Here is a 20,176-nt window from a genome sequence, read left to right as displayed (position 1 = left end):
TAGAGTCAGTCTATCTCTTAAGTTTTCCATTGATATGTAAGCGTTTTCCTCCGAAATCATATTATAAAGAAAGATAGGTGAAGTGAATGTCAGTACATCAAGAAAGCCAGCACAAATTAAAACGAGCAATGAAAAGCAGACACTTATTTATGATGTCTTTAGGAGGAATCATAGGTACTGGGCTATTTTTAGGTTCCGGTTACGCCATCGGAGAGGCAGGTCCAGCAGGAGCAATATTGGCGTATCTTGTGGGCGGATTACTTATGTATCTAGCCATGGTCTGTTTAGGAGAATTGTCTGTCGTGATGCCGGTTTCCGGATCGTTCCAAGCCCATGCAACTAAGTTTATTGGGCCTGCTACAGGGTTTGTTGTCGGCTGGATTTATTGGTTTAGCTGGGCATTATACGTAGGACTTGAATTCGTCGCGGCAGGGCTGCTCATGAAAAGGTGGTTTCCTGATGTTCCAACTTGGATCTGGTGTGCCATTTTTGTCATTTTACTATTTTCAATCAATTCACTTACAACAAAAGTTTTTGCAGAAACAGAGTATTGGTTTGCCGGTATTAAAGTGGTTGCCGTCATTCTGTTTATCATTGTCGGACTCGGTGCGGTTTTCGGGGTCATTAGTCTTGAAAATGAACCAACGCCATATTTAAACCATTTTATCGGTGATGGATTGTTCCCAGCCGGTATGGTAGGTGTATTCATTTCGATGATGACGGTGATCTATGCTTTCCAGGGGTCAGAAATAATGGGTGTAGCGGCAGGTGAAACAGAAGAACCGGAAAAAAATATTCCCAAAGCGATTCGAACGATTGTTTTCCGAATTCTCATATTCTACGTTTTGGCTATTTTTGTCCTATCAGCACTTGTTCCTTATAAAAAGGCTGGCGTCCTTGAAAGTCCGTTTGTTACTGTTTTTGATATGGTAGGAATTCCATATGCAGCGGATATCATGAATTTTGTCATATTGACAGCCATCCTTTCCGTTGGCAATACAGGATTATTTGCCTGTACACGAATTTTATTTTCACTTTCCGAAACAGGCATGGCACCTAAAGTATTTGGAAAGTTGAACAAGCGGGGTGTGCCTCAATACGCCTTATTAGTCACGTTAGGATTTGCATTGGTATCACTTCTTACGAGTGTAGTAGCTGAAGATACTTTATTTGTAGTCCTACTCGCCATAAGCGGGATTGGCGGAACTCTTACATGGCTGGCGATTGCCGTTGCCCAAATTGGTTTTCGTAGACAATATATTAAAAATGGCGGCAAGGTCGAGGACCTTAAATATAAAGTACCGCTCTACCCATTTGTTCCGATTCTTTGTATCGTGATGTGTTTATTCATCTTTGCCTTCACCGCGTTTGATGAAACTCAGCGGACATCCCTATATTGGGGTTTTGGCTTTATTGCTGCATGCTACGTTTATTATTATTTTAAATTTAAGCGTAATAATATAACCCTTCCATTAGAAACGCCAAATGTTGAAACGGAAGAGGTCTAGAATTAATTACCTTTAAAGCTGGATACAGCTATTAATGTAATAGGAGGATGTTTATGAGCTATTCAAAGAATTTTGATATCATAATTGTTGGAGCAGGGTTTTCAGGATTAACCGCAGCAAGAGAACTTCGGCTATTGGGTCACAATGTCTTAATCTTAGAAGCGCGTGACCGGCTTGGGGGGCGTACCTGGCTGGATCATCGTCTAGGTTCCGAACTCGAAATGGGCGGCACCTATGTCCATTGGCATCAGCCGCATGTTTGGACAGAGATAACAAGATACGGACTAGAGCTCACTTCAGGTCCAGGTACGGAAAAAGTATATTGGATTGCAGGAGGTAAGACCAATTCAGCAACGGTTACGGAATTTAAAGATAAACTGAGACCGACTGTTGAAAAATTAATGAGTGAAAGCAATAAGCATATGCCGTTACCTTATCAGCCTTTAAATGCTGAGAGTTTTAGAGAGCTGGATGGTGTAACAGCCGAACAATTTATGAGAGATTTTGGTTTAACAAACGAAGAATATGATATCTTGCACGGCTGGGTAGCTTCCGATTACTGCGGTGACCCGAATAAGGGTGCGGTGACCCAAATTTTCCGCTGGTGGGCCTTCTCGCAAGGAAACTGGGATACACATAGTGCGATGATCTCTAGCTTTCGAATAAAGAAGGGTACCAAAGCATTAATAGAGGCAATTGCTGCCGATGCAGCAGCAGATCTACATCTATCAACTGTTGTGAAGAGAATAGAACACAACAAAAATTCTGTAAAGGTCATCGCCGAAGACGGTAATACCTTTACAGGAAATGCTGTCATTGTAACCGTACCGCTAACCACACTACAGGGGATTGAATTTAATCCAGCCCTTTCTTTAGAAAAACAGGCTTCCTCCAAAGAGGGTCAAACTTCAAAAGGGGTCAAGGTTTGGGCACGTGTGAAAGGTGAATTGGAACCTTTTGATGCGTTAGCTCCTGGCTGGTATCCATTAAATTCGGTCCATTTGGATCGTTATGTTGACGGAGACAGCATTGTCGTCGGATTTGGTCCGAGTGCCGAGATGTTGAACCCTGAAGATAGAGTTGGTGTAGAAAAGGCATTAAGACACTGGATTCCGGATATTCAAGTAGTCGAAACTACCGGCCATGACTGGGTGAACGATGAATTTTCCAAAGAAACATGGCCCATGCTGAAGCCCAATCAGTTAACCACTTATCATCAAGAATGGAATACGCCTGAAAATGCTGTCTTTTTAGCGGGGACTACCTATGCAAATGGATGGGCTGGGTTTATTGATGGAGCTATCGAAAATGGGCTGACTGTAAGTAGAAAAGTTCATAAGTTTCTTACAGGAGATGTGGATGGTAAACGGCCGATTTCTGCCCAAAAAGGATAAATGAATTCGTTATTTGAAGTGTTCTCGAAAAGGGAACACTTTTTTCGTTCAAATGGTCATAAAAGAATCAGATGTACTATTTTGAATATTTTAAATTTTCGGTTGACAGGTGGTATGGACTGTAATATAGTAACATTATCCAGTCAACCGGTGGACCTACCAGTTGGAATGATACTATTTTTCTACCTTTACACAGAAAGGTTGGGAAAAGTGATAGAACCAGTTTGTTCCGGTAACTTTGGAAATAGAATCGACCCTAATTTCAGACCCATCATGTTAAGCGATGTAGGAAATGAAAGCGGATACACGGAAGGAGACTTAGTGGATGAAATGTAACGGTGGTAAAGCTGTAGTTGAAGTGTTACGAGAAGAAGGAGTGAGGAAGGTATTTTTTGTACCGGGTGAAAGCTTCCTAAGTGTACTTGATGCCTTTTACGACACACCTGAAATCGAAACTATTTCCGCCCGTCATGAAGGTGGAGCCGCCTTTATGGCTGAAGGCTATGCCAAGGCGTCCGGAGAAGTGGGTGTCTGCATGGCAACAAGAGGGGTGGGTTCAGCCAACTTGGCCATTGGGATCCATACGGCTCAACAGGATTCCACTCCAATGGTGGCACTGATTGGACAGATTGACCGTCCATATAAAGGCAAAGAAGCTTTTCAAGAAGTCGATTTAGTTTCCTTTTTCAGCCACTTGTGCAAATGGACAGTAGAAATTGACAGCGCAGAGCGAATCCCTGAATTGCTGCAAAGAGCATTTCATATCGCACGTTCCGGCCGGCCGGGACCCGTTTTAGTGGCATTGCCAGAAGATATGTTAACTGATACCACCGAAATAAAAGTCAACAAGCCGATCCGATTAAGGCCCGCACCACCAGATGTTGAGTCCGTTAAGGAAGCTGCCGAAAAGCTCGTTAACGCTAACCGCCCCGTTATTATTGCCGGCGGAGGGGTCCTTAAATCAATGGCAACACAACCACTCATACAATTAGCCGAGGAATTACAAATTCCGGTCGTTACGGCTTTTAGACGATTTGACGCTTTCCCGAATTCCCATCCGAATTATATTGGTTCATTAGGTCTGAGTACACCGGCTTATTTGTTAGATTATATCAAAAAGGCAGATGCGGTCCTTGGTCTAGGTACTAGATTCTCGCAAATCACAACACAAGATTATACTCTTTTAACAGACAACGCCAATCTCATACATGTAGATGTAAGCCCCGACGTAATTGGCAAAGTTCACACTCCTTCCTTAGCAATTGCTGCAGATGTAAATGAATTTCTTAAACATTTGTTACCCATCATCGAAGCGAATAATAACCCAACTCGAAAACAATTGGTAAGTACATTGCACGAAAAATACATAGTGTACTCTACCCCTAAACAAGATTACCAGGTTGACTATGTGGATATGGATGGGATGATCTATGATTTTATCCAAAATATCCCGAAAGATTCCATCATAACCACTGACGCTGGGAATTTCTATTCATGGTTATCAAGATATTATCGGTTTGAGCAAGCAGGGACATTCCTTGGCCCGACTTCGGGTGCTATGGGATATGGTCTGCCTTCAGCGATTGGTGCGAAGCTGGCACATCCCACTCAACCAGTCATTTCTTTTTCAGGGGATGGCGGATTTATGATGACCATGCAGGAGATCGAAACGGCTGTTCGTTATAACATTCCGGTGATTTCCATTGTCGTAAACAATAATATGTATGGCACTATTCGGATGCATCAGGAAAAACATTTCCCCAATCGGGTCGTGGGGACAGAATTAACGAATCCTAGTTTTGCAAAAATGGCCCAGCTATTTGGCGGGCACGGCGAAAAAGTAGAAAAGAATATTGATTTTATCCCGGCGCTTCAACGGGCCCTTTCCGCCAAATGTCCAGCGCTGATTGAAGTGATGACAAATTCTCTGATTCTTTCAGCGAACCAAGCAAAGCCAATGAAGGAAGCCAACCATTTAAACTAGGAAATTACCTTTTTACTATCGTGGAAATGAGGTAAATTGTATGGCCAACAAACACGACATCATTATTGTCGGCGGGGGGATCATGTCGGCGAGTTTAGCCTACCACTTGTTAAAGGACGGCTTTACGGGAGATATCGCCATTTTTGAAAAAGATCCGCAATATGAATTTTCCTCCACACCAAGAAGTGAAGGAGGAATCAGGCAGACTTTTAGCACAGAAATTAACATTCGGATGAGTCAGTATAGTTTCCATATGTATAAAAAATTCGAGGAAGAAATGGCCATTGATGGGGAGCAGGCATTGATTGATTTTAAACAGCATGGATATTTATACCTGCTAAACGATAAAACACTCCCAACTTATAAAGAAATCATGAACATACAAAGGAAATTAGGTGTCAACGCAATATTGATGCCGCCGGAGGAGATTAAAGACTATATCCCGGAATTGAATGTGGCGGATTTGGCAGGCGCCGTGTTTGATCCGGATGCAGGTAACATTGACCCGTATTCTGTTTTACAAGCCTATGTTCGAAAAGCCAAACGGTTAGGAGCGAAGTATATTTACGAAGAAGTGGATTGTCTATTGTCTGAGGGGGATCAGATCACGGGAATTCAATTGAAATCAGGTGAAAAACATGATGCCCCTATTGTCGTAAATGCCTGTGGCGCCTGGTCCGGAGAGCTTAGCCAAACCATCGGGATTGAGATACCGGTCCGTCCGCTGCGACGTCAAGTTTTTTGCATAGATTTAGCCAAGCGTTTCATAAAAGAGCTGCCCTTTACTTTTGATCCGACAGGGATTCATTTTCGAAGTGAGGGGTCTAAAGTAATCGTGGGCTGGGGGAATGATGTGCCTTTCGGATATGACTTCCACTGGGAGCGTTCTTATTTTGAAGAGGAGATTTGGCCATTGTTAGCAGAACGATCCGCTAATTTTGAACAGTTGAAGCTCGAGCGGGGTTGGGCAGGCCTCTATGATTACAATTACATTGATCAAAATGGCATTATAAGCGGGCACCCAAAAATGAGAGGTTACTATATTGCCACCGGCTTTAGCGGTCACGGTTTTCAACAAGCGCCAGCGGTTGGAAAAGGACTGTCGGAATTAATTCGCTTGGGCAAATTTGAAACCATTGACATGTCAGCCCTATCAATTGAGCGATTTGAAAAAAATGAACTCGTACTTGAAATGGCGGTTTTTTAAAAACATTGATTGGAGATAAATAAATGCGTTTAAAAGATAAAGTGTCGATTATAACTGGAGGAAGTCAAGGGATTGGGGAAGCGATTGCTAAAAAGGCAGGGGAACATGGGGCGAAAGTAGTGATTGCCGATATTAATGAAGAAACTGGGGCAAAAGCGCTTGATTGCTTAAAAACAGCGGGGATCGACGCCATATTTGTGAAGACAGACGTAAGTAAAGAACAGGATGTCATCAACCTAATAGACCAGACCATCCAGCAGTTTGGCGGGGTTGATGTTTTGGTCAATAACGCGGCTGCGACGATGCGGAAGTCTGTTGTTGAAACAACTTTAGAGGAATGGAATAGGGTTATGAATGTGAATTTAACCGGGACCTTCCTTTGTTCTAAATACGCCATCCCCGAGATAGAAAAACGCGGAGGCGGTGCCATTGTAAATATTGCTTCCTGGCATGCTTACCGGACGATTACGCGCCTGGCTGCTTATGCCGCATCGAAAGGCGGGATGACCGCATTAACGAGACAAATGGCCCTAGATTGCGGAAAGCTGAATATTCGCGTGAACGCTGTTTGCCCAAGTACAGTGGATACGCCGATGTTATATGAAACATTTAAAAATCTACCCGACCCGAATGAGGCATTTCAGGAAACGCTAAAGTTCCAGCCTCTTGGACGAATAAGTACGGGAGAAGACATTGCAAATGCCTGTCTGTTTCTCATGTCTGACGAAGCGAGCTATATCAGCGGTCATTCGTTAATGGTTGACGGTGCTGCCTTTGTCAAGCTTGCACGCCCCCTCTTGTTCGATTAATCCGTTTTTTATTGAATAGAAGTGCTCCTTAGAAAATACATACCTCCAAAATTGGCAGGGAAGGGAGGTTTTCCTTCAACAAATGTAATTTTGCAAGTAGCGGTGATTTTATAAAAAAACAATTACGATCAGAAAAGGGGAATCGATGGATGGGAAAAAATTATAAGTTTCCACTATTCGTAGTGGCCATGTTGGTATTGTCTATATTTTTGAGCGCTTGTAATGCAAAGACTGGGGGGGGAAGCAGTTCTAAGGGTGACTCAAATGGCGGAGATAGTGATGTCATCAAAATCGGTGTGATGGCTCCAACTACAGGTCAAAGTGCGGCAGAGGGTAAGGATATGGTAAATGGTGCAGAATTGGCCGCCAAACATATCAATGATGAGGGTGGAATTGATGGAAAGAAAATAAAATTAGTGATCCAAGATGATGCCTGTGACCCTCAGCAAGCGGTAACCGCTGCTAATAAGCTGATTCAAGAAAAAGTAAGCATGGTGGTCGGCACATATTGCTCATCCGCTGCTCTTCCGGCAAGCGGAACGTTTAATAAAGCGGGAATGCCTGTCATCCTGGTTGGGGCAAACTCTCCTCAACTCCCACAGCAAGGATATAAGAACCTTTTCTTAATTAATAGTATGGTATTAGATCAAGGAAAAGAGGTATCTGAATACTTCAAGAAGAAGGATATTAAAAAAATTGCCCTCGTGCATGATAACTCCGATTACGCGCGGGATCTTGCCGATATCACGAAGGAACTTCATGAGAAAAATGGCGGCAAGGTTGTTGCATTTGAAGCCATTAATCCAGAAGAAAAGGATTTTGGCGCATTAGCAACAAAGCTAAAAACACTTAATCCTGATGCTACTTATTTTACAGGCTTTTATAATTCCGGCGGATTATTGGTCAAGCAATTTAAACAAAAAGGGGTGTCCGGTTTATTCGTGGCTGGGGATGGAAATCCGGTCGAACCTTTTATGGACATTGCTGGTAAGGAAAATGCAGAAGGCGTCGTTTTCTCACAAACCGTAACTCTTGAATATGTTGATACACCTGAAGCTAAGGCATTCCTTGAAGAATACAAGAACACTTACAAATCGAATCCGTTAATGTATGGTCACAGACAATACGATGGCGTTCGTCTGGCAGCAGATGTCATCAAACGCGCCAAGAGTGCCACCGATCATAAAGCGATTATCCAGGCCATAAAAGACACGAAAGATTTCCCGGCCTTTGGTGAGACTTATAGCTTCCAGGAAGATGGAACAAAAGAAAATGGTAAATATATATTAATCAAAATCAAGGATGGCAGCATTGTCATTGAGGATAAGTAGGCGAATGGAATAAGCAGTCCCCCTTGTAGCAAGTAATTGGCAAGGGGGCTGGTTTTAAAGATTAATAGGAAAGTGGTGAAAGGAATGGATATCATCATCCAAACTATAGGAGACGGTCTTGTTCTGGGCGCTTTTTATAGTTTAATCGCGCTAGGCTATACAATGGTTTACGGCATCATCAGGCTGTTAAATTTTGCCCACGGAGATTTTTATATGTTTGGAGCCTTTTTGGGCTATACGGGTTTATCGTTTCTGATGGGCGGTTCTATCGGTTCGAGCTTGCTCGGAATTGGCGTCGTTTTTTTCATAACAATCGTAGTGGTTGGTTTGGTTGGAATGGGTGTTGAACGTGTCGCCTACCGCCCTTTGTTGAATGCTCCGCGCTTATCACTTTTGATAACGGCCCTTGGGGTTGGACTCGCCCTAGAATATGGCTCCATGGTTGCTTGGGGTCCAAATTACGTCAGCTTTCCTGTGAAACTGCCAACAACAGGTTTTACCTTTTTAGGTGCCAATCTTACTTATTCACAAATCATTTTAGTTTTAGTCGCAGCAGCTTTGATGTTCGCGCTCCAAAAATTTATTCATGGCACTGCCATTGGCAAGGCCATGCGTGCCATTGCCATGGACCAAACAGCTACCAGTTTAATGGGGGTTAATATTTACCGCGTTATAGCCATCACCTTTTTCATTGGTACTGCCTTAGCAGCATCAGCAGGCATTATGTCGGCTGTTTATTACGGAACAATCAACTTCATGATGGGATTTATTATGGGTCTGAAGGCGTTTACTGCAGCAGTATTGGGTGGAATTGGAAATATTAAAGGGGCAATGCTTGGTGGATTTATGCTTGGCATATTAGAAACATTTGGAACCATGTTTATGGGCGGCGCCTGGAAGGACGTATTGGCATTTAGCATCCTTATCTTATTTTTAATCTTTAAGCCGACTGGAATTTTAGGCAAACAAGTGACGGAAAGGATGTAACAGATGAAAAAAATTTCGAAACGTCCTATCGTAATCGTCCTATTTCTTTTAGCGCTCGTGTTTCCATTTTTATCAAATAATTATTGGTTAGATGTCGGCATCCTGGCCTTAATATATATCATTCTAGCGCAAGGGCTCAATATCGTTGCAGGGTACGCAGGCTTACTTGATTTAGGATATGCTGCTTTTTTTGCCATCGGGGCCTATACAACTGGAATATTAATGACCGCATTTGATTGGCCTTTTTTACTCACATTGCCTGTTGCTGCTTGTCTTTCTGCGATTTGTGGTGTTCTCATTGGCGCCCCAACGCTTCGGCTTCGCAGTGACTACTTAGCGGTCGTCACTCTAGGATTTGGTGAGATTATCCGAATTACAGCGACAAATTTAAAAATTACGGGAACTGCTACCGGGATTTTCGGAATTCCAAATCCTAATTTCGGTGGGTTTATTTTATCAGAACCAAGCCATTTTTATTATTTGATCCTAGTTCTTGCTGTGTTAACAATCTTAGTTACCTCCCGGTTGGGAAAATCACGGGTTGGCAGGGCATGGACCTATATTCGTGAGGATGAAGATGCTGCCGAGGCAATGGGAGTAGACCGAGTAAAAATGAAACTCCTCGCGTTTACAACCGGCGCAATTATTGGTGGTTTAGCGGGTTCCTTCTTTGCAGTGAAGATGGGTGCCGTTTCCCCTAATAGCTTTAAAGTCTTGCAATCTATCATGATTTTGTTAGCAGTTGTTCTAGGCGGAATTGGTAGTGTGACGGGAGTAACGATTGGTGCGATAATCGTCATTATGCTTCCGGAAGCATTAAGGGATGTTTCAGATTGGCGGTTCTTGGTATTCGGGATCGTGATGATCGTCATGATGTTATTCCGTCCGCAAGGGATCTGGCCGGCAAAGCATGAGACAGAGGCAGAACCTGATACTGACGATGGAACTGAGAGTCCGCCCCTTCCCATACAGCTTAAGAAGGAATTAGATATTGAAGGAAATCCTTAAATCGTAGATTGAAAAGAGGTGTAATGATGGCGGTATTACAAGTAGAAAATTTAACGCTGCAGTTTGGCGGCCTGGTCGCTGTGAATGATTTATCCTTTACCATCGATTCTAGTTCAATCGTAAGTGTGATTGGACCAAACGGTGCGGGGAAAACGTCCGTTTTTAACATGATTACAGGATTCTATCGCCCGACAAAGGGAGCGATTTCTTTAGATGGAGAGAGTTTAAACAATCAAAAACCGAGTAAGATCACCAAACTTGGGCTGGCTCGAACGTTTCAGAACCTGCGCTTATTTCCCGATCTTTCGGTGCTTGATAATGTAAAGTCCGGGATGCACTGCCGTTCGAAACAACTGCTTTTGGGAGCGATTCTCAAAACAAAGACCCAAAAGGAAGAAGAAGCACATATTGAACAGGTTGCGTTTGAGTGTATCGATTTTGTCGGAATCCGAAAATATGCGAACCGTGCTGCTAAAAATTTGCCTTACGGGGTGCAGCGTTATTTAGAAATTGCCAGAGCTTTGGCAACGAACCCTAAATTTCTTTTATTAGATGAACCGGCTGCCGGTCTTAATCATGAGGAAAAAGAACAATTAATCGATTTAATTTTACGTATACGTGATAAATACAAATTATCGATTTTAATCATTGACCATGATATGGGACTAATTAAAAAAATCTCGGAAAAGGTCATCGTAATTGACTATGGTCAAAAAATTGCAGAGGGGACGCCGGAAGAAGTTCTGCGAAATCCAAAGGTAATTGAGGCGTATCTTGGAAGGGATGAGGATGCAAGTTGAGCGCATTATTAAAACTGGACCAAATTCATTCGTATTATGGAAAAATTCATGCCTTAAAAGGCATTTCATTAGAGGTCAATCAAGGTGAAATTGTCGCACTTCTAGGAAGTAATGGTGCCGGAAAAAGTACGACATTAAAGACGATTAGTGGGTTAGTTGTTCCCAAAAGCGGAACGCTTGAGTTTGAGGGGAAAAGTATTGCCGGGAAGCTTCCCCACACAATTGTCGAGTCCGGTATCGTTCACGTTCCGGAAGGCCGGAGGATTTTTGGCGGTCTGACCGTTCTCGAAAACTTGGAGCTTGGAGGGTATACGAAACGGAAAGATAAAAAGTTTATTCAGGAGGGAATTACGCGTGCATTTGATCTGTTCCCACGCCTTAAAGAGCGGCACATGCAATTAGCCGGAACCTTGAGCGGTGGTGAACAGCAAATGTTAGCCATTAGCAGAGGCCTAATGGCTGAGCCAAAACTATTAATGTTAGATGAACCGTCGATGGGACTTGCGCCGATCATAGTAGAAGGAATTATGCGGATAATTCGCGAAATTAATAAACAAGGAATGACAATTTTGCTCATCGAACAAAATGCCAAGGCTGCGTTGAAGCTGGCCAGCAGAGGTTACATAATTGAAACCGGTGAGATCGTCATGCATGACAGCGCCGACGTATTACGAGATGACGATAAAATTGTGAAGGCTTATTTGGGGGCTTAGAGGGGGAAGGCGGCATTATTATTAATTAATTTATTTTTAAGGAGGTGTGTTATCGGTGGATTTAAAACCAATCCAAAAAAAGCGGGTGTATCAAGAAATAATTGAACAAATTAAAGACTCCATCCGGAATGGCGGGTTAAAACCGGGAGATAAGCTTCCATCGGAAAGGGAGTTGGCAGATCGGCTTTCTGTATCCCGAAATGCCGTCCGGGAAGCTGTCAGTGTGATGGAATCAGCGGGGCTGGTAGAAATTTTACAAGGAATTGGGATTTTTCTTAAAGAAGATAATCAAGATATTCTCACCTCGCGAATGGACGGCCTGCTGAATCAACAAGGATTAAACCTGGCAGAACTACTTGAAGTAAGGGAAGGACTTGAAGGGCAGGGTGCCTTTCTAGCCGCTGCAAGGCGTTCAGCTTCGGATTTGGACGCGATTAAAATCGCCTATGAAAAAATGAAGAATGCCTATGCGCTGAATCAAATAGCCGCGGAAGAAGACTATGAATTCCATATCGCGGTTGTCACTGCCGCGCAGAATGCAACACTCCTCGATGCGGTGAAATTATTTTCGGATACTTTTTTACTTGGGGTGCAGCATTTGCGAAGCAGAAGTATCAAGGCTGGTAAAAGCCAAACTGTACTTTCGGAACATTTTGAAATATATCAAGCTATTGAACAGCAGGATGCGGACAGGGCTGAAAAAGCCATGCGGGTTCACATAGCCAATGCTAAAAAAAGGCACTTGTTAGATTCTAAGTTTACAAGTTTATAAGTATGGGGGCTAAAGGGATGAAATTTATCGATTTGAATTGCGATATGGGTGAAAGTTTCGGGGCCTATAAATTAGGTATGGATGAAGAGGTCATTAAACTGATCACCTCCGCTAACATTGCCTGTGGCTTCCATGCCGGCGATCCAAATGTGATGGATCAAACGGTAGCCATGGCAAAAGAATTTGGTGTAGGTGTCGGGGTTCATATGGGGTATCCGGATCTTCACGGCTTTGGCCGGAGGGATATGGATATCAGCAAAAGAGATTTAGTTAACTATATTATCTATCAAATCGGTGCGTTAGAGGCATTTTGCCGGAAGCATAAGGTCGACATCCAGCATGTAAAGTCACACGGAAGCATGGGGAACATGTCCTATGTAAACCGAAATGTTGCTGAGGCCGTCGTGGAGGCGGTATCCCTTGTCCTCCCGGAGGCGAAATTGTTTGTGATCGAAGGGACAGAAGTCCATAAAGCAGCTGTTGAAAAAGGGGTATCGGTCGTTTTTGAGGTGTTCGCTGACCGTGCTTATACAAAAGAAGGGACTCTTGTTTCGAGGAAATTTCCTGGTGCAGTCATCAAAGACCCTGATGTAGCAGCAGACAATATCGTCAGAATGGTGATCGAGGGGAAAGCCAAAACACTTGACGGGGAATATATACCGATGAAAGCAGATAGTGTCTGTGTCCATGGGGACACAGCAGGGGCATTGGAAATTGTCCGGCGGGTGAAAACAAGGTTAGATGAAGCGGGAGTAACTGTTGCACCTGTTGGCACGTGGCATTAGTAAGTGAAAAATGGTTGGTTAGGAGTGTTTGTGACAGGTAATGTGGTTTAATCGACAGTAAACCTGGCTCATGCGACAGAAAATGTGGTTTGCGACAGTAAAATTGGCTCATGCGCAAGTAAACCAGGCACATGCGCAAGTAAACTTGGCTCAATCGCAAGTAAACTCGATACAAACGCCAGGTAATCTCATCTCATGCGCCATACTCAAGAAAGGTTGGTGACAGCGAACTCATGATAGGTACGGCAAATTCCTCTCCTTTATATTTTCCCATGGGTGATCAGGCGATCGTAGTTCAATTTAAAAATGAAATCTCCATTGAGGTAAGCAAACAGGTGCAAATGTTTGCTCATTTAATTCAGGCAAACAAGATTCCCGGGATTATTCAGCTTTTACCCGCATTTAACAATCTTACCGTCTGCTATGACCCCAAGGTGGTGGGATTTATTCAATTAAAAGCATTTTTAGAAGGGTTAGAAGATTTCAAGTCTACACAGATGGATCAGGAAAGTAAAACGATTAGCCTTCCAGTTGTTTTTGGAAATGAATATGGAGCCGATTTAGATATTGTTGCTAAAAAGGCAGATTTGACAACTGATGAAGTGATTCAGCTGTTGCTATCGAAATCTTATTTTGTCTATATGCTGGGATTTATTGCGGGCTATCCGTATTGCGGTGACATTGACAAGAGACTGTCACTTCCAAGGAGGTCGAATCCCAGAATAAAAGTTCCAAAGGGTACGATTCAGATCGTGAATAACTTATGCGGAATTTTTACGATGACAGCTCCTTCTGGATGGCACCTGATGGGATGGACGCCGATGGATATATTCAATCCAAACATTGATCCTCCATGCCTGCTCCAGGCCGGAGACTATGTGAAGTATGTCCCAATAAAGGCAAGCGAGGCTGAAAACTGGGACGAAAAAAGGCAAAGAAAGTGGGACCAGGAATGGAATTCGTTACAGTTATAAAACCGGGATTACTCACCACTGTTCAGGACTTAGGGAGACGTCATTACAGGATTTTCGGTGTATCCGTCAGTGGTGTAATGGATTCTGTCTCGTTTCGGCTTGCAAATATCCTCGTCGGAAATGATCTGAATGAGGCTGCCCTGGAATTGACCTTGGTGGGGCCGCGGCTGCAATTTAATGCGAGCGGCGTGATCGCGATAACTGGGGCAGATCTTACCCCTTTACTAAATGGCCAGCCCATTCAAATGTGGAAGGCACTAAAAGTCCAAAAAGGTGATGAGTTACATTTTGTAGGCTGTCAATATGGAGCCCGATCTTATATTGCATTTGCCGGTGGAGTCCAGGTCCCGATGGTGATGGGCAGCCGGTCTACGTATGTTCGCGGGGAATATGGCGGGATAGATGGAAGACCACTTAAAGCGGGGGATGAAATCCCGATTGGAACATCGCGGTTTCAGTTTTCCCAATTGCACGGGAGAAGAATCCGGCCCACTGATCTTCCTGATTTTGAAAGAGAACGTCCGATTCAATTCATCTTAGGGCCGCATCATCAGGAGTTCACTGAACAGTCTATAGAAACGTTTATTCATTCCCCTTACATGGTGACAAACGATTCTGATCGAATGGGGTATAGGTTACAAGGCGCGCAATTGGAGCATATCAAGGGGGCAGACATTATTTCTGATTTTATTACAATCGGAACGATTCAAGTTCCGGGAAGCGGCCAGCCGATTGTACATATGGCTGATTGCGGAACCTCCGGAGGGTACACAAAATTAGGCGTAGTAATTGGAGTCGATATCCCCTATTTGGCGCAGCGAAAACCCGGTGATCGTATCTGTTTTGAGCCGGTTGAAATAGAAGAAGCACAAGAAAAGTGGAAGTTTCAGGAGCGGCTAATTTCCCAGCTTGAGTTGAGCGCAAATTTCATCCCAATTCGTTAAAAAAATTCGTTAAAATAGGAGGACCCAATGTTAATACTTAGTAGTAGTGACCAGCAAAACTTGTTAAATATGTCTGAGGTAATCGATGCGGTTGCCGTAGGGTTAGAGGAGTATTCGGCAGCACGAACGAACACTCCCTTACGAACAATTCTCCCCGTAAGTAAATCTGGTGGGAATGCCATTTTTATGCCGGCCAGTGCCGAGGAAGTTGGTTGTCTGGGAATGAAATACGTCAGTACCTTTCCAAATAATCGAAAAATAGGCAAAAAGGTCATTAATGGGGTTGTTTTATTTATGGATATTGAAACTGGCGAGCCGTTGGCATTATTGGAAGCTTCCTATTTAACGGTGATGAGAACCGGGGCATTATCAGGTGCGGCCACAAAGTATTTGGCACGACCGGATTCAAAGACTCTCAGTATGATTGGAACCGGGGAACAGGCTCTGGGACAATTGCAGGCAATTTTGGCGGTAAGGGATATTGAGAGGGTGAAACTAAATAATCGCAGTAAACAGAAGGCTTTGGAGTTTGCCGCTCATATTGAAAGACTTTTTCCAGTTACGGCTTCTGTGTTTGATAACCCAGACGAAGCGATCGATGGTGCCGATATCATTGTCACTTCCACAAGTTCAGACACTCCAGTTTTTACGGGAGAGGTAGCTCCGGGTGTGCATATCAATGCTATCGGCTCCTATCAACCATCGATGCGTGAGCTGCCAACATGTGTGATTTCTCAGGCTCAGAAAGTAGTGGTTGAATCAAGGGATGCCACAGCCAAAGAGGCAGGAGATTTACTAATTCCGATACAAGAAGGGAAATTTAGCGAGGACCGGATTCATGCTGAATTAGGTGAAATTATCGGCAACCGGGCAGCGGGAAGGGAAGACGAGAGCGAGATTACTGTTTTTAAGTCTGTTGGTTTTGCCGCAGCCGATATTGTCGTTGCAAAGTATTTTTACGAAAAAGCCCTTAAGGAAGGGATTGGACAGCGTGTTGAGCTGGGACCTGCCTGGAGTTTGAGTACGATAAAGGCCTAATTTTGGTGAACATGTCTATTAAGGTATTCATAACGACCGTTATTTGAGATATTAAGGCTTTGTGGTCGTTATGAACCCCGTCATAACGCCCGTCTCGGGGATTTCCAGTCTATTATAGTCGTTATGAACCCCGTCATAACGCCTGTCTCGGGGATTTTCTGTCTATTGTGGTCGTTATGAACCCCGCCATAACGACCGTCTCGGGGATTTCCAGTCTAATATGGTCGTTATGAACCACCATAATAATGCCCGACGTAGAGTGATACATGCACAACCCCCAGTTTTTTCAAAAAATCACTTGGAGTGATAAAAATGGATGTTAAAGCCATCATTCAGTCTATTCAATCCATCATTCCCGAGCGGCGCATTTTGACGCAATTAGCTGATCGGTATTCATATAGCTTTGACGCCTCCTTTGGGGAATATTTACCCGACCTTGTCGTCCAGCCCCAAAACAAAGAAGAGATTTCCTCGATTTTAAAACTGGCAAACGAACACAGAATCCCCATCTATCCAAGAGGCGCCGCGACTTCCTTAAGCGGGGGGCCGCTTCCAGTTGAGGGCGGGATTGTTCTGGATATGTCGCAATTTCCAAAGAAACTAATCATTGATCAGGAAAATTTACTTGCTATTGTGTCGCCAAGTGTCATCACAGGTGACATTCACAAACAAGCGGAGGAATGTGGCTTATTTTATCCACCGGATCCCAGTAGTTCCCATGTTTCAACCATTGGGGGCAACCTGCTTGAGAATTCCAGCGGGCCAAAAGGGTTGAAATATGGAACGACCAAGGAATATGTGATTGGATTAGAAGTCGTTACACCTACAGGAGAAATAATCCGAACTGGCGGAAAAACGGTGAAAAATGTCACTGGATATGACTTAACAAGATTAATTGTTGGCTCTGAAGGTACGTTGGGCATTGTGACCGAAGCCATTTTGCGACTCATTCCTAAGCCACAGGCCAGAAAAACATTGTTAGCGTCTTTTCACAGATTAATTGATTCAGGGCATGCGATCACCAACATTTTATCCTCCGGCATTTTACCGAGTGCGATGGAATTAATGGATAATGCCTGCATCCAGGCAGTGGAGAATTACACGAAGAGTGGCCTCCCTGTTGATGCCGAAGCCATTGTGATCATTGAAGTGGATGGGCATAAAGCGGCAATTGAAGATGAAATCAATAAATGTGCCGAGATTTGCAGGAAGCAACATGCGTCGGACATACTCGTTGCTCAAGATGAAACGGAACGCGATAAAATTTGGCATGCGAGAAAAATGGTTTCTCCGGCGATTGCTAAAATGGGTCCGACGAAAATTTCTGAGGATGCGACCGTGCCACGAAGTCAAATCCCGAACATGATTGAGCGGCTCCATGCCATTCGTGAAAAATTTCAGCTTAATCTCGTTGTCTTCGGCCATGCCGGTGATGGGAACCTTCATCCGAATATCATTACGGATAAACGTAATATCGAGGAAATGAAGAGGGCCGAAGCAGCAATCAGTGAGATTTTTGAAGCGGCGGTTGAACTGGGCGGAACATTATCAGGAGAACATGGAATTGGCTTGTTAAAGGCCCCATATATGGAGATGGAATTGGGGAAAGAAGGGATCCACTTTATGAAACTTATTAAAGAGGCATGGGATCCGAACCATATCCTGAATCCAGGGAAAATTTTTCCGGAGCCTAACCAAACAAAGGTGGTATTAATTTAGATGGAAAAACTCCTTTGTCATACAGAAGATAAAAAGTATGCCTCCATGTTACATAATCAAACGTATGAAGCCGCAAATATGTGTATTCAATGCGGTTATTGTCTACCTGTTTGCCCGACCTTTCAAACGATGGGGAAAGAATCCCATTCGCCCAGAGGTAGAATCAATCTTGTTAAGGTCGCAGCCGAGGGGAAAATTGATGTGCGGACGGATTTAGCATCGTCGATTGATTTATGCCTTGGCTGCCGTTCCTGTGAAGTGGCCTGCCCGGTAAATGTTCCTTATGGAAAAATATATGAATCAGCCAAAGAGGTGATGGCAACCCAGCGCGTAGATGAACGGCTTGCAGAAGGTAAGAGGGGTAACACGTTCCAAAATGCGGTCCTTCTTCATCTATTCCCTCATAAAAAGCGACTCAGGCTGGTAGGGAATGCGCTTTGGTTTTATCAAAAAACGGGGGTAAATAAGCTAGTTCAGAAAATTGGAGTAATAAATAAACTATCTGAGTCGATGGGACAATTTGAAAAAACGCTCCCGCAAATTGAATCACCCTTTAAGAGATATAAATTTGGGAAGATATATCCAGCTAAACGCAGGAAAAAAATGTCGGTCGCTTTTTTTCCTGGATGTATTATGGATGCGGTTATGTCGAGAATGAATCGGTTGACGATCGAATTGCTTCAACATGTTGGATGCGAGGTAGTTATACCAAAACAGCAAAATTGCTGCGGTGCGTTACACGCACATCAGGGGTTGATGGGTGAGGCTAGAGAATTAGCCCGTGCTAATATTGAGGCATTCGAGTCAACTGGTGCAGTTTATGTTATTAATAATGCAGGCGGCTGCGGTGCGATGCTTCGTGAATATGATCAGTTATTCAAGGATGATTCAGAAATGCTAGAGAGAGCGAGGTCCTTTGTTAAGAGGTCCCGGGATATCTCGGAAGTTCTCGGTGAGCTTGGTCCATTGCCTTTTAAAAAAGAGATTAATAAAATTGTTACTTACCAAGATTCATGTCATTTACGTAATGTTCAAGGTGTTAGCAAGGAACCTAGAGAGATTCTTCGTTCAATCCCCGGCATTACTTATGTTGAGATGGAACGTAGCAGTGATTGCTGCGGATCAGGCGGCATCTACAATCTCCTCCATTTTGATGAATCTATGGAAATAGTAGATCATAAAATGAAAAATGTTTCTAATACAAAAGCAAAGGTAATCGTATCCTCCAACCCTGGCTGCCTTTTACAAATGAGATTGGGTGTAGAACGAAGTAATTTAGCAAATGACACCGAAGTTTTGCATCTGGTTGAATTATTGGCTGATGCATGTGCCATTCAATAGTGGTCAATGGTAGGATATTTGATAAGAATAAGCCATCCGATTAATTGGATGGCTTATTAAGCATTTTGCCTAAGGTAGGAGAACTAGAAAGAATATATTCGAAAATTGTTAAACTAGAACCCACCTTTAAGTCCCCTTGAATCATTCTCTTTTGCTCTTGAAGCTCGTTTTCAGTCTCGTTTATTAGAGATAATTACTTTTTTACCATCCCGTATAAAATTTCACCAGCAGGCGTTAATGTAATTTTTTTGTTGTTCGTTCAAATAATTTACAACCTCATTGTTCCTCCAGTTGTTTTATTTGGAGTAGGAGAAAAAAGTCGCAGGAGACCATATCTGAGAGTACATGACACGCCTTGAGAATTTTTTTAATTTTGATGTTACTTTATTCTCACCTGTCCACTGTTTCTAGAATAGTATGTAGAAAGGAGGTGATCATAATGAACTTAACTCTTTCAGGCTGGATGCTTTATACAATGTGGGCTGTTTTTGGACTAATGAGCATTAATCTTCTTATCTCTCTATTTAAATCATTTGGGAAGGGATCTTTCGATACAGCTTTTGTATTAGATTATTTAAAGGATATTTTATACTACGTTCTTCCATTGAACATTCTAGCAGCTATGGCTCCAATGGATCCTACTAACTGGACTCTAGTCATTTTTTATTACGTTGGCGGTATTGCTGTCATTGTAAAGTATTTAATGGACATTAAAAATAGTTTCACTAAATAAATGTGTGGGTCTTCCTTCTTGGATGGCCTTATTAATTGTTGAAAAAATAGCACCAAATCAATAAAAAAGGACTATCAAACAAACATTTTGATAGTCCTTTAATTTTGCATTGTTAATGTTTGTGAAAAT

Annotated in this window: 19 protein-coding genes; all 19 read left to right on the top strand. The window is 43.1% G+C overall.

Going from position 1 to position 20,176, the window contains the following annotated elements; genetic code table 11:
- The first annotated feature begins 86 nt into the window (after positions 1-86).
- The gene (locus tag ACIQXV_RS12070; RefSeq protein WP_402959061.1) at positions 87-1,508 is read left to right on the top strand and encodes an amino acid permease; all 1,422 of its coding nucleotides are present in this window, start codon (positions 87-89) and stop codon (positions 1,506-1,508) included.
- A gap of 53 nt (positions 1,509-1,561) precedes the next feature.
- The gene (locus tag ACIQXV_RS12065; RefSeq protein WP_402959059.1) at positions 1,562-2,902 is read left to right on the top strand and encodes a flavin monoamine oxidase family protein; all 1,341 of its coding nucleotides are present in this window, start codon (positions 1,562-1,564) and stop codon (positions 2,900-2,902) included.
- A 210-nt stretch (positions 2,903-3,112) separates the two neighbouring features.
- A complete protein-coding gene (locus ACIQXV_RS12060) occupies positions 3,113-3,238 on the top strand; it encodes a hypothetical protein (protein WP_402959057.1) in 126 nt (41 codons plus the stop codon).
- Positions 3,228-4,886, top strand: a complete 1,659-nt coding sequence (locus ACIQXV_RS12055; RefSeq protein ID WP_402959055.1) for a thiamine pyrophosphate-dependent enzyme — start codon at positions 3,228-3,230, stop codon at positions 4,884-4,886. The genes ACIQXV_RS12060 and ACIQXV_RS12055 overlap by 11 nt, the downstream gene beginning before the upstream one ends.
- Positions 4,887-4,926: 40 nt before the next feature.
- Positions 4,927-6,093 (top strand): NAD(P)/FAD-dependent oxidoreductase, encoded by a 1,167-nt coding sequence (locus tag ACIQXV_RS12050; RefSeq protein WP_402959053.1) that lies wholly within the window; start codon positions 4,927-4,929, stop codon positions 6,091-6,093.
- A 23-nt stretch (positions 6,094-6,116) separates the two neighbouring features.
- Entirely contained in the window at positions 6,117-6,902 is a 786-nt protein-coding gene (locus ACIQXV_RS12045) for an SDR family NAD(P)-dependent oxidoreductase (RefSeq protein WP_402959051.1), read from the top strand.
- 149 nt (positions 6,903-7,051) lie between these two features.
- Positions 7,052-8,233 (top strand): branched-chain amino acid ABC transporter substrate-binding protein, encoded by a 1,182-nt coding sequence (locus ACIQXV_RS12040; protein WP_402959049.1) that lies wholly within the window; start codon positions 7,052-7,054, stop codon positions 8,231-8,233.
- Between the two features lie 84 nt (positions 8,234-8,317).
- The gene (locus tag ACIQXV_RS12035; RefSeq protein ID WP_402959047.1) at positions 8,318-9,220 is read left to right on the top strand and encodes a branched-chain amino acid ABC transporter permease; all 903 of its coding nucleotides are present in this window, start codon (positions 8,318-8,320) and stop codon (positions 9,218-9,220) included.
- 3 nt (positions 9,221-9,223) lie between these two features.
- Positions 9,224-10,228, top strand: coding sequence for a branched-chain amino acid ABC transporter permease (locus tag ACIQXV_RS12030; protein ID WP_402959045.1), 1,005 nt, complete (start codon positions 9,224-9,226; stop codon positions 10,226-10,228).
- A gap of 26 nt (positions 10,229-10,254) precedes the next feature.
- Positions 10,255-11,028, top strand: coding sequence for an ABC transporter ATP-binding protein (locus ACIQXV_RS12025; RefSeq protein WP_402959256.1), 774 nt, complete (start codon positions 10,255-10,257; stop codon positions 11,026-11,028).
- Positions 11,025-11,741, top strand: coding sequence for an ABC transporter ATP-binding protein (locus tag ACIQXV_RS12020; protein WP_402959043.1), 717 nt, complete (start codon positions 11,025-11,027; stop codon positions 11,739-11,741). Before ACIQXV_RS12025 ends, ACIQXV_RS12020 begins: the two co-directional genes overlap by 4 nt.
- Positions 11,742-11,796: 55 nt before the next feature.
- On the top strand, positions 11,797-12,513 hold the full coding sequence (locus ACIQXV_RS12015) for a FadR/GntR family transcriptional regulator (RefSeq protein WP_402959041.1): 717 nt from the start codon (positions 11,797-11,799) through the stop codon (positions 12,511-12,513).
- Between the two features lie 17 nt (positions 12,514-12,530).
- Positions 12,531-13,298, top strand: coding sequence for a LamB/YcsF family protein (locus ACIQXV_RS12010; protein WP_402959040.1), 768 nt, complete (start codon positions 12,531-12,533; stop codon positions 13,296-13,298).
- A 233-nt stretch (positions 13,299-13,531) separates the two neighbouring features.
- A complete protein-coding gene (gene pxpB / locus ACIQXV_RS12005) occupies positions 13,532-14,272 on the top strand; it encodes a 5-oxoprolinase subunit PxpB (RefSeq protein WP_402959038.1) in 741 nt (246 codons plus the stop codon).
- Entirely contained in the window at positions 14,251-15,216 is a 966-nt protein-coding gene (locus ACIQXV_RS12000; protein ID WP_402959037.1) for a 5-oxoprolinase subunit C family protein, read from the top strand. The genes pxpB and ACIQXV_RS12000 overlap by 22 nt, the downstream gene beginning before the upstream one ends.
- A gap of 27 nt (positions 15,217-15,243) precedes the next feature.
- Complete coding sequence (locus tag ACIQXV_RS11995) at positions 15,244-16,254, top strand: ornithine cyclodeaminase family protein (protein WP_402959035.1); 1,011 nt, start codon at positions 15,244-15,246, stop codon at positions 16,252-16,254.
- A 312-nt stretch (positions 16,255-16,566) separates the two neighbouring features.
- A complete protein-coding gene (locus tag ACIQXV_RS11990) occupies positions 16,567-17,973 on the top strand; it encodes an FAD-binding oxidoreductase (protein ID WP_402959033.1) in 1,407 nt (468 codons plus the stop codon).
- The gene (locus ACIQXV_RS11985; RefSeq protein WP_402959031.1) at positions 17,974-19,314 is read left to right on the top strand and encodes a (Fe-S)-binding protein; all 1,341 of its coding nucleotides are present in this window, start codon (positions 17,974-17,976) and stop codon (positions 19,312-19,314) included.
- Positions 19,315-19,753: 439 nt separating this feature from the next.
- The gene (locus ACIQXV_RS11980) at positions 19,754-20,047 is read left to right on the top strand and encodes a hypothetical protein (RefSeq protein ID WP_402959029.1); all 294 of its coding nucleotides are present in this window, start codon (positions 19,754-19,756) and stop codon (positions 20,045-20,047) included.
- The last annotated feature ends 129 nt before the right edge of the window (positions 20,048-20,176 follow it).

The organism is Neobacillus sp. NPDC097160 (genome assembly GCF_044762155.1).
Classification (GTDB): domain Bacteria; phylum Bacillota; class Bacilli; order Bacillales; family Cytobacillaceae; genus Neobacillus.
The sequence above is the reverse complement of the archived record's forward strand: the minus strand, read 5'-3'. Positions and strand labels throughout refer to the sequence as shown.

Excerpts from the sequence above, each read along its gene's own strand:
- ACIQXV_RS12040 (WP_402959049.1), top strand. The coding sequence starts at position 7,052 with ATGGGAAAAAATTATAAGTTTCCACTATTCGTAGTGGCCATGTTGGTA.
- ACIQXV_RS12030 (WP_402959045.1), top strand. The coding sequence starts at position 9,224 with ATGAAAAAAATTTCGAAACGTCCTATCGTAATCGTCCTATTTCTTTTA.
- ACIQXV_RS11995 (WP_402959035.1), top strand. The coding sequence starts at position 15,244 with ATGTTAATACTTAGTAGTAGTGACCAGCAAAACTTGTTAAATATGTCT.
- ACIQXV_RS12045 (WP_402959051.1), top strand. The coding sequence starts at position 6,117 with ATGCGTTTAAAAGATAAAGTGTCGATTATAACTGGAGGAAGTCAAGGG.
- ACIQXV_RS12065 (WP_402959059.1), top strand. The coding sequence starts at position 1,562 with ATGAGCTATTCAAAGAATTTTGATATCATAATTGTTGGAGCAGGGTTT.
- ACIQXV_RS12070 (WP_402959061.1), top strand. The coding sequence starts at position 87 with ATGTCAGTACATCAAGAAAGCCAGCACAAATTAAAACGAGCAATGAAA.
- ACIQXV_RS11990 (WP_402959033.1), top strand. The coding sequence starts at position 16,567 with ATGGATGTTAAAGCCATCATTCAGTCTATTCAATCCATCATTCCCGAG.
- ACIQXV_RS12035 (WP_402959047.1), top strand. The coding sequence starts at position 8,318 with ATGGATATCATCATCCAAACTATAGGAGACGGTCTTGTTCTGGGCGCT.
- ACIQXV_RS12010 (WP_402959040.1), top strand. The coding sequence starts at position 12,531 with ATGAAATTTATCGATTTGAATTGCGATATGGGTGAAAGTTTCGGGGCC.
- pxpB (WP_402959038.1), top strand. The coding sequence starts at position 13,532 with ATGATAGGTACGGCAAATTCCTCTCCTTTATATTTTCCCATGGGTGAT.
- ACIQXV_RS12000 (WP_402959037.1), top strand. The coding sequence starts at position 14,251 with ATGGAATTCGTTACAGTTATAAAACCGGGATTACTCACCACTGTTCAG.
- ACIQXV_RS11980 (WP_402959029.1), top strand. The coding sequence starts at position 19,754 with ATGAACTTAACTCTTTCAGGCTGGATGCTTTATACAATGTGGGCTGTT.
- ACIQXV_RS11985 (WP_402959031.1), top strand. The coding sequence starts at position 17,974 with ATGGAAAAACTCCTTTGTCATACAGAAGATAAAAAGTATGCCTCCATG.
- ACIQXV_RS12025 (WP_402959256.1), top strand. The coding sequence starts at position 10,255 with ATGGCGGTATTACAAGTAGAAAATTTAACGCTGCAGTTTGGCGGCCTG.
- ACIQXV_RS12050 (WP_402959053.1), top strand. The coding sequence starts at position 4,927 with ATGGCCAACAAACACGACATCATTATTGTCGGCGGGGGGATCATGTCG.
- ACIQXV_RS12055 (WP_402959055.1), top strand. The coding sequence starts at position 3,228 with ATGAAATGTAACGGTGGTAAAGCTGTAGTTGAAGTGTTACGAGAAGAA.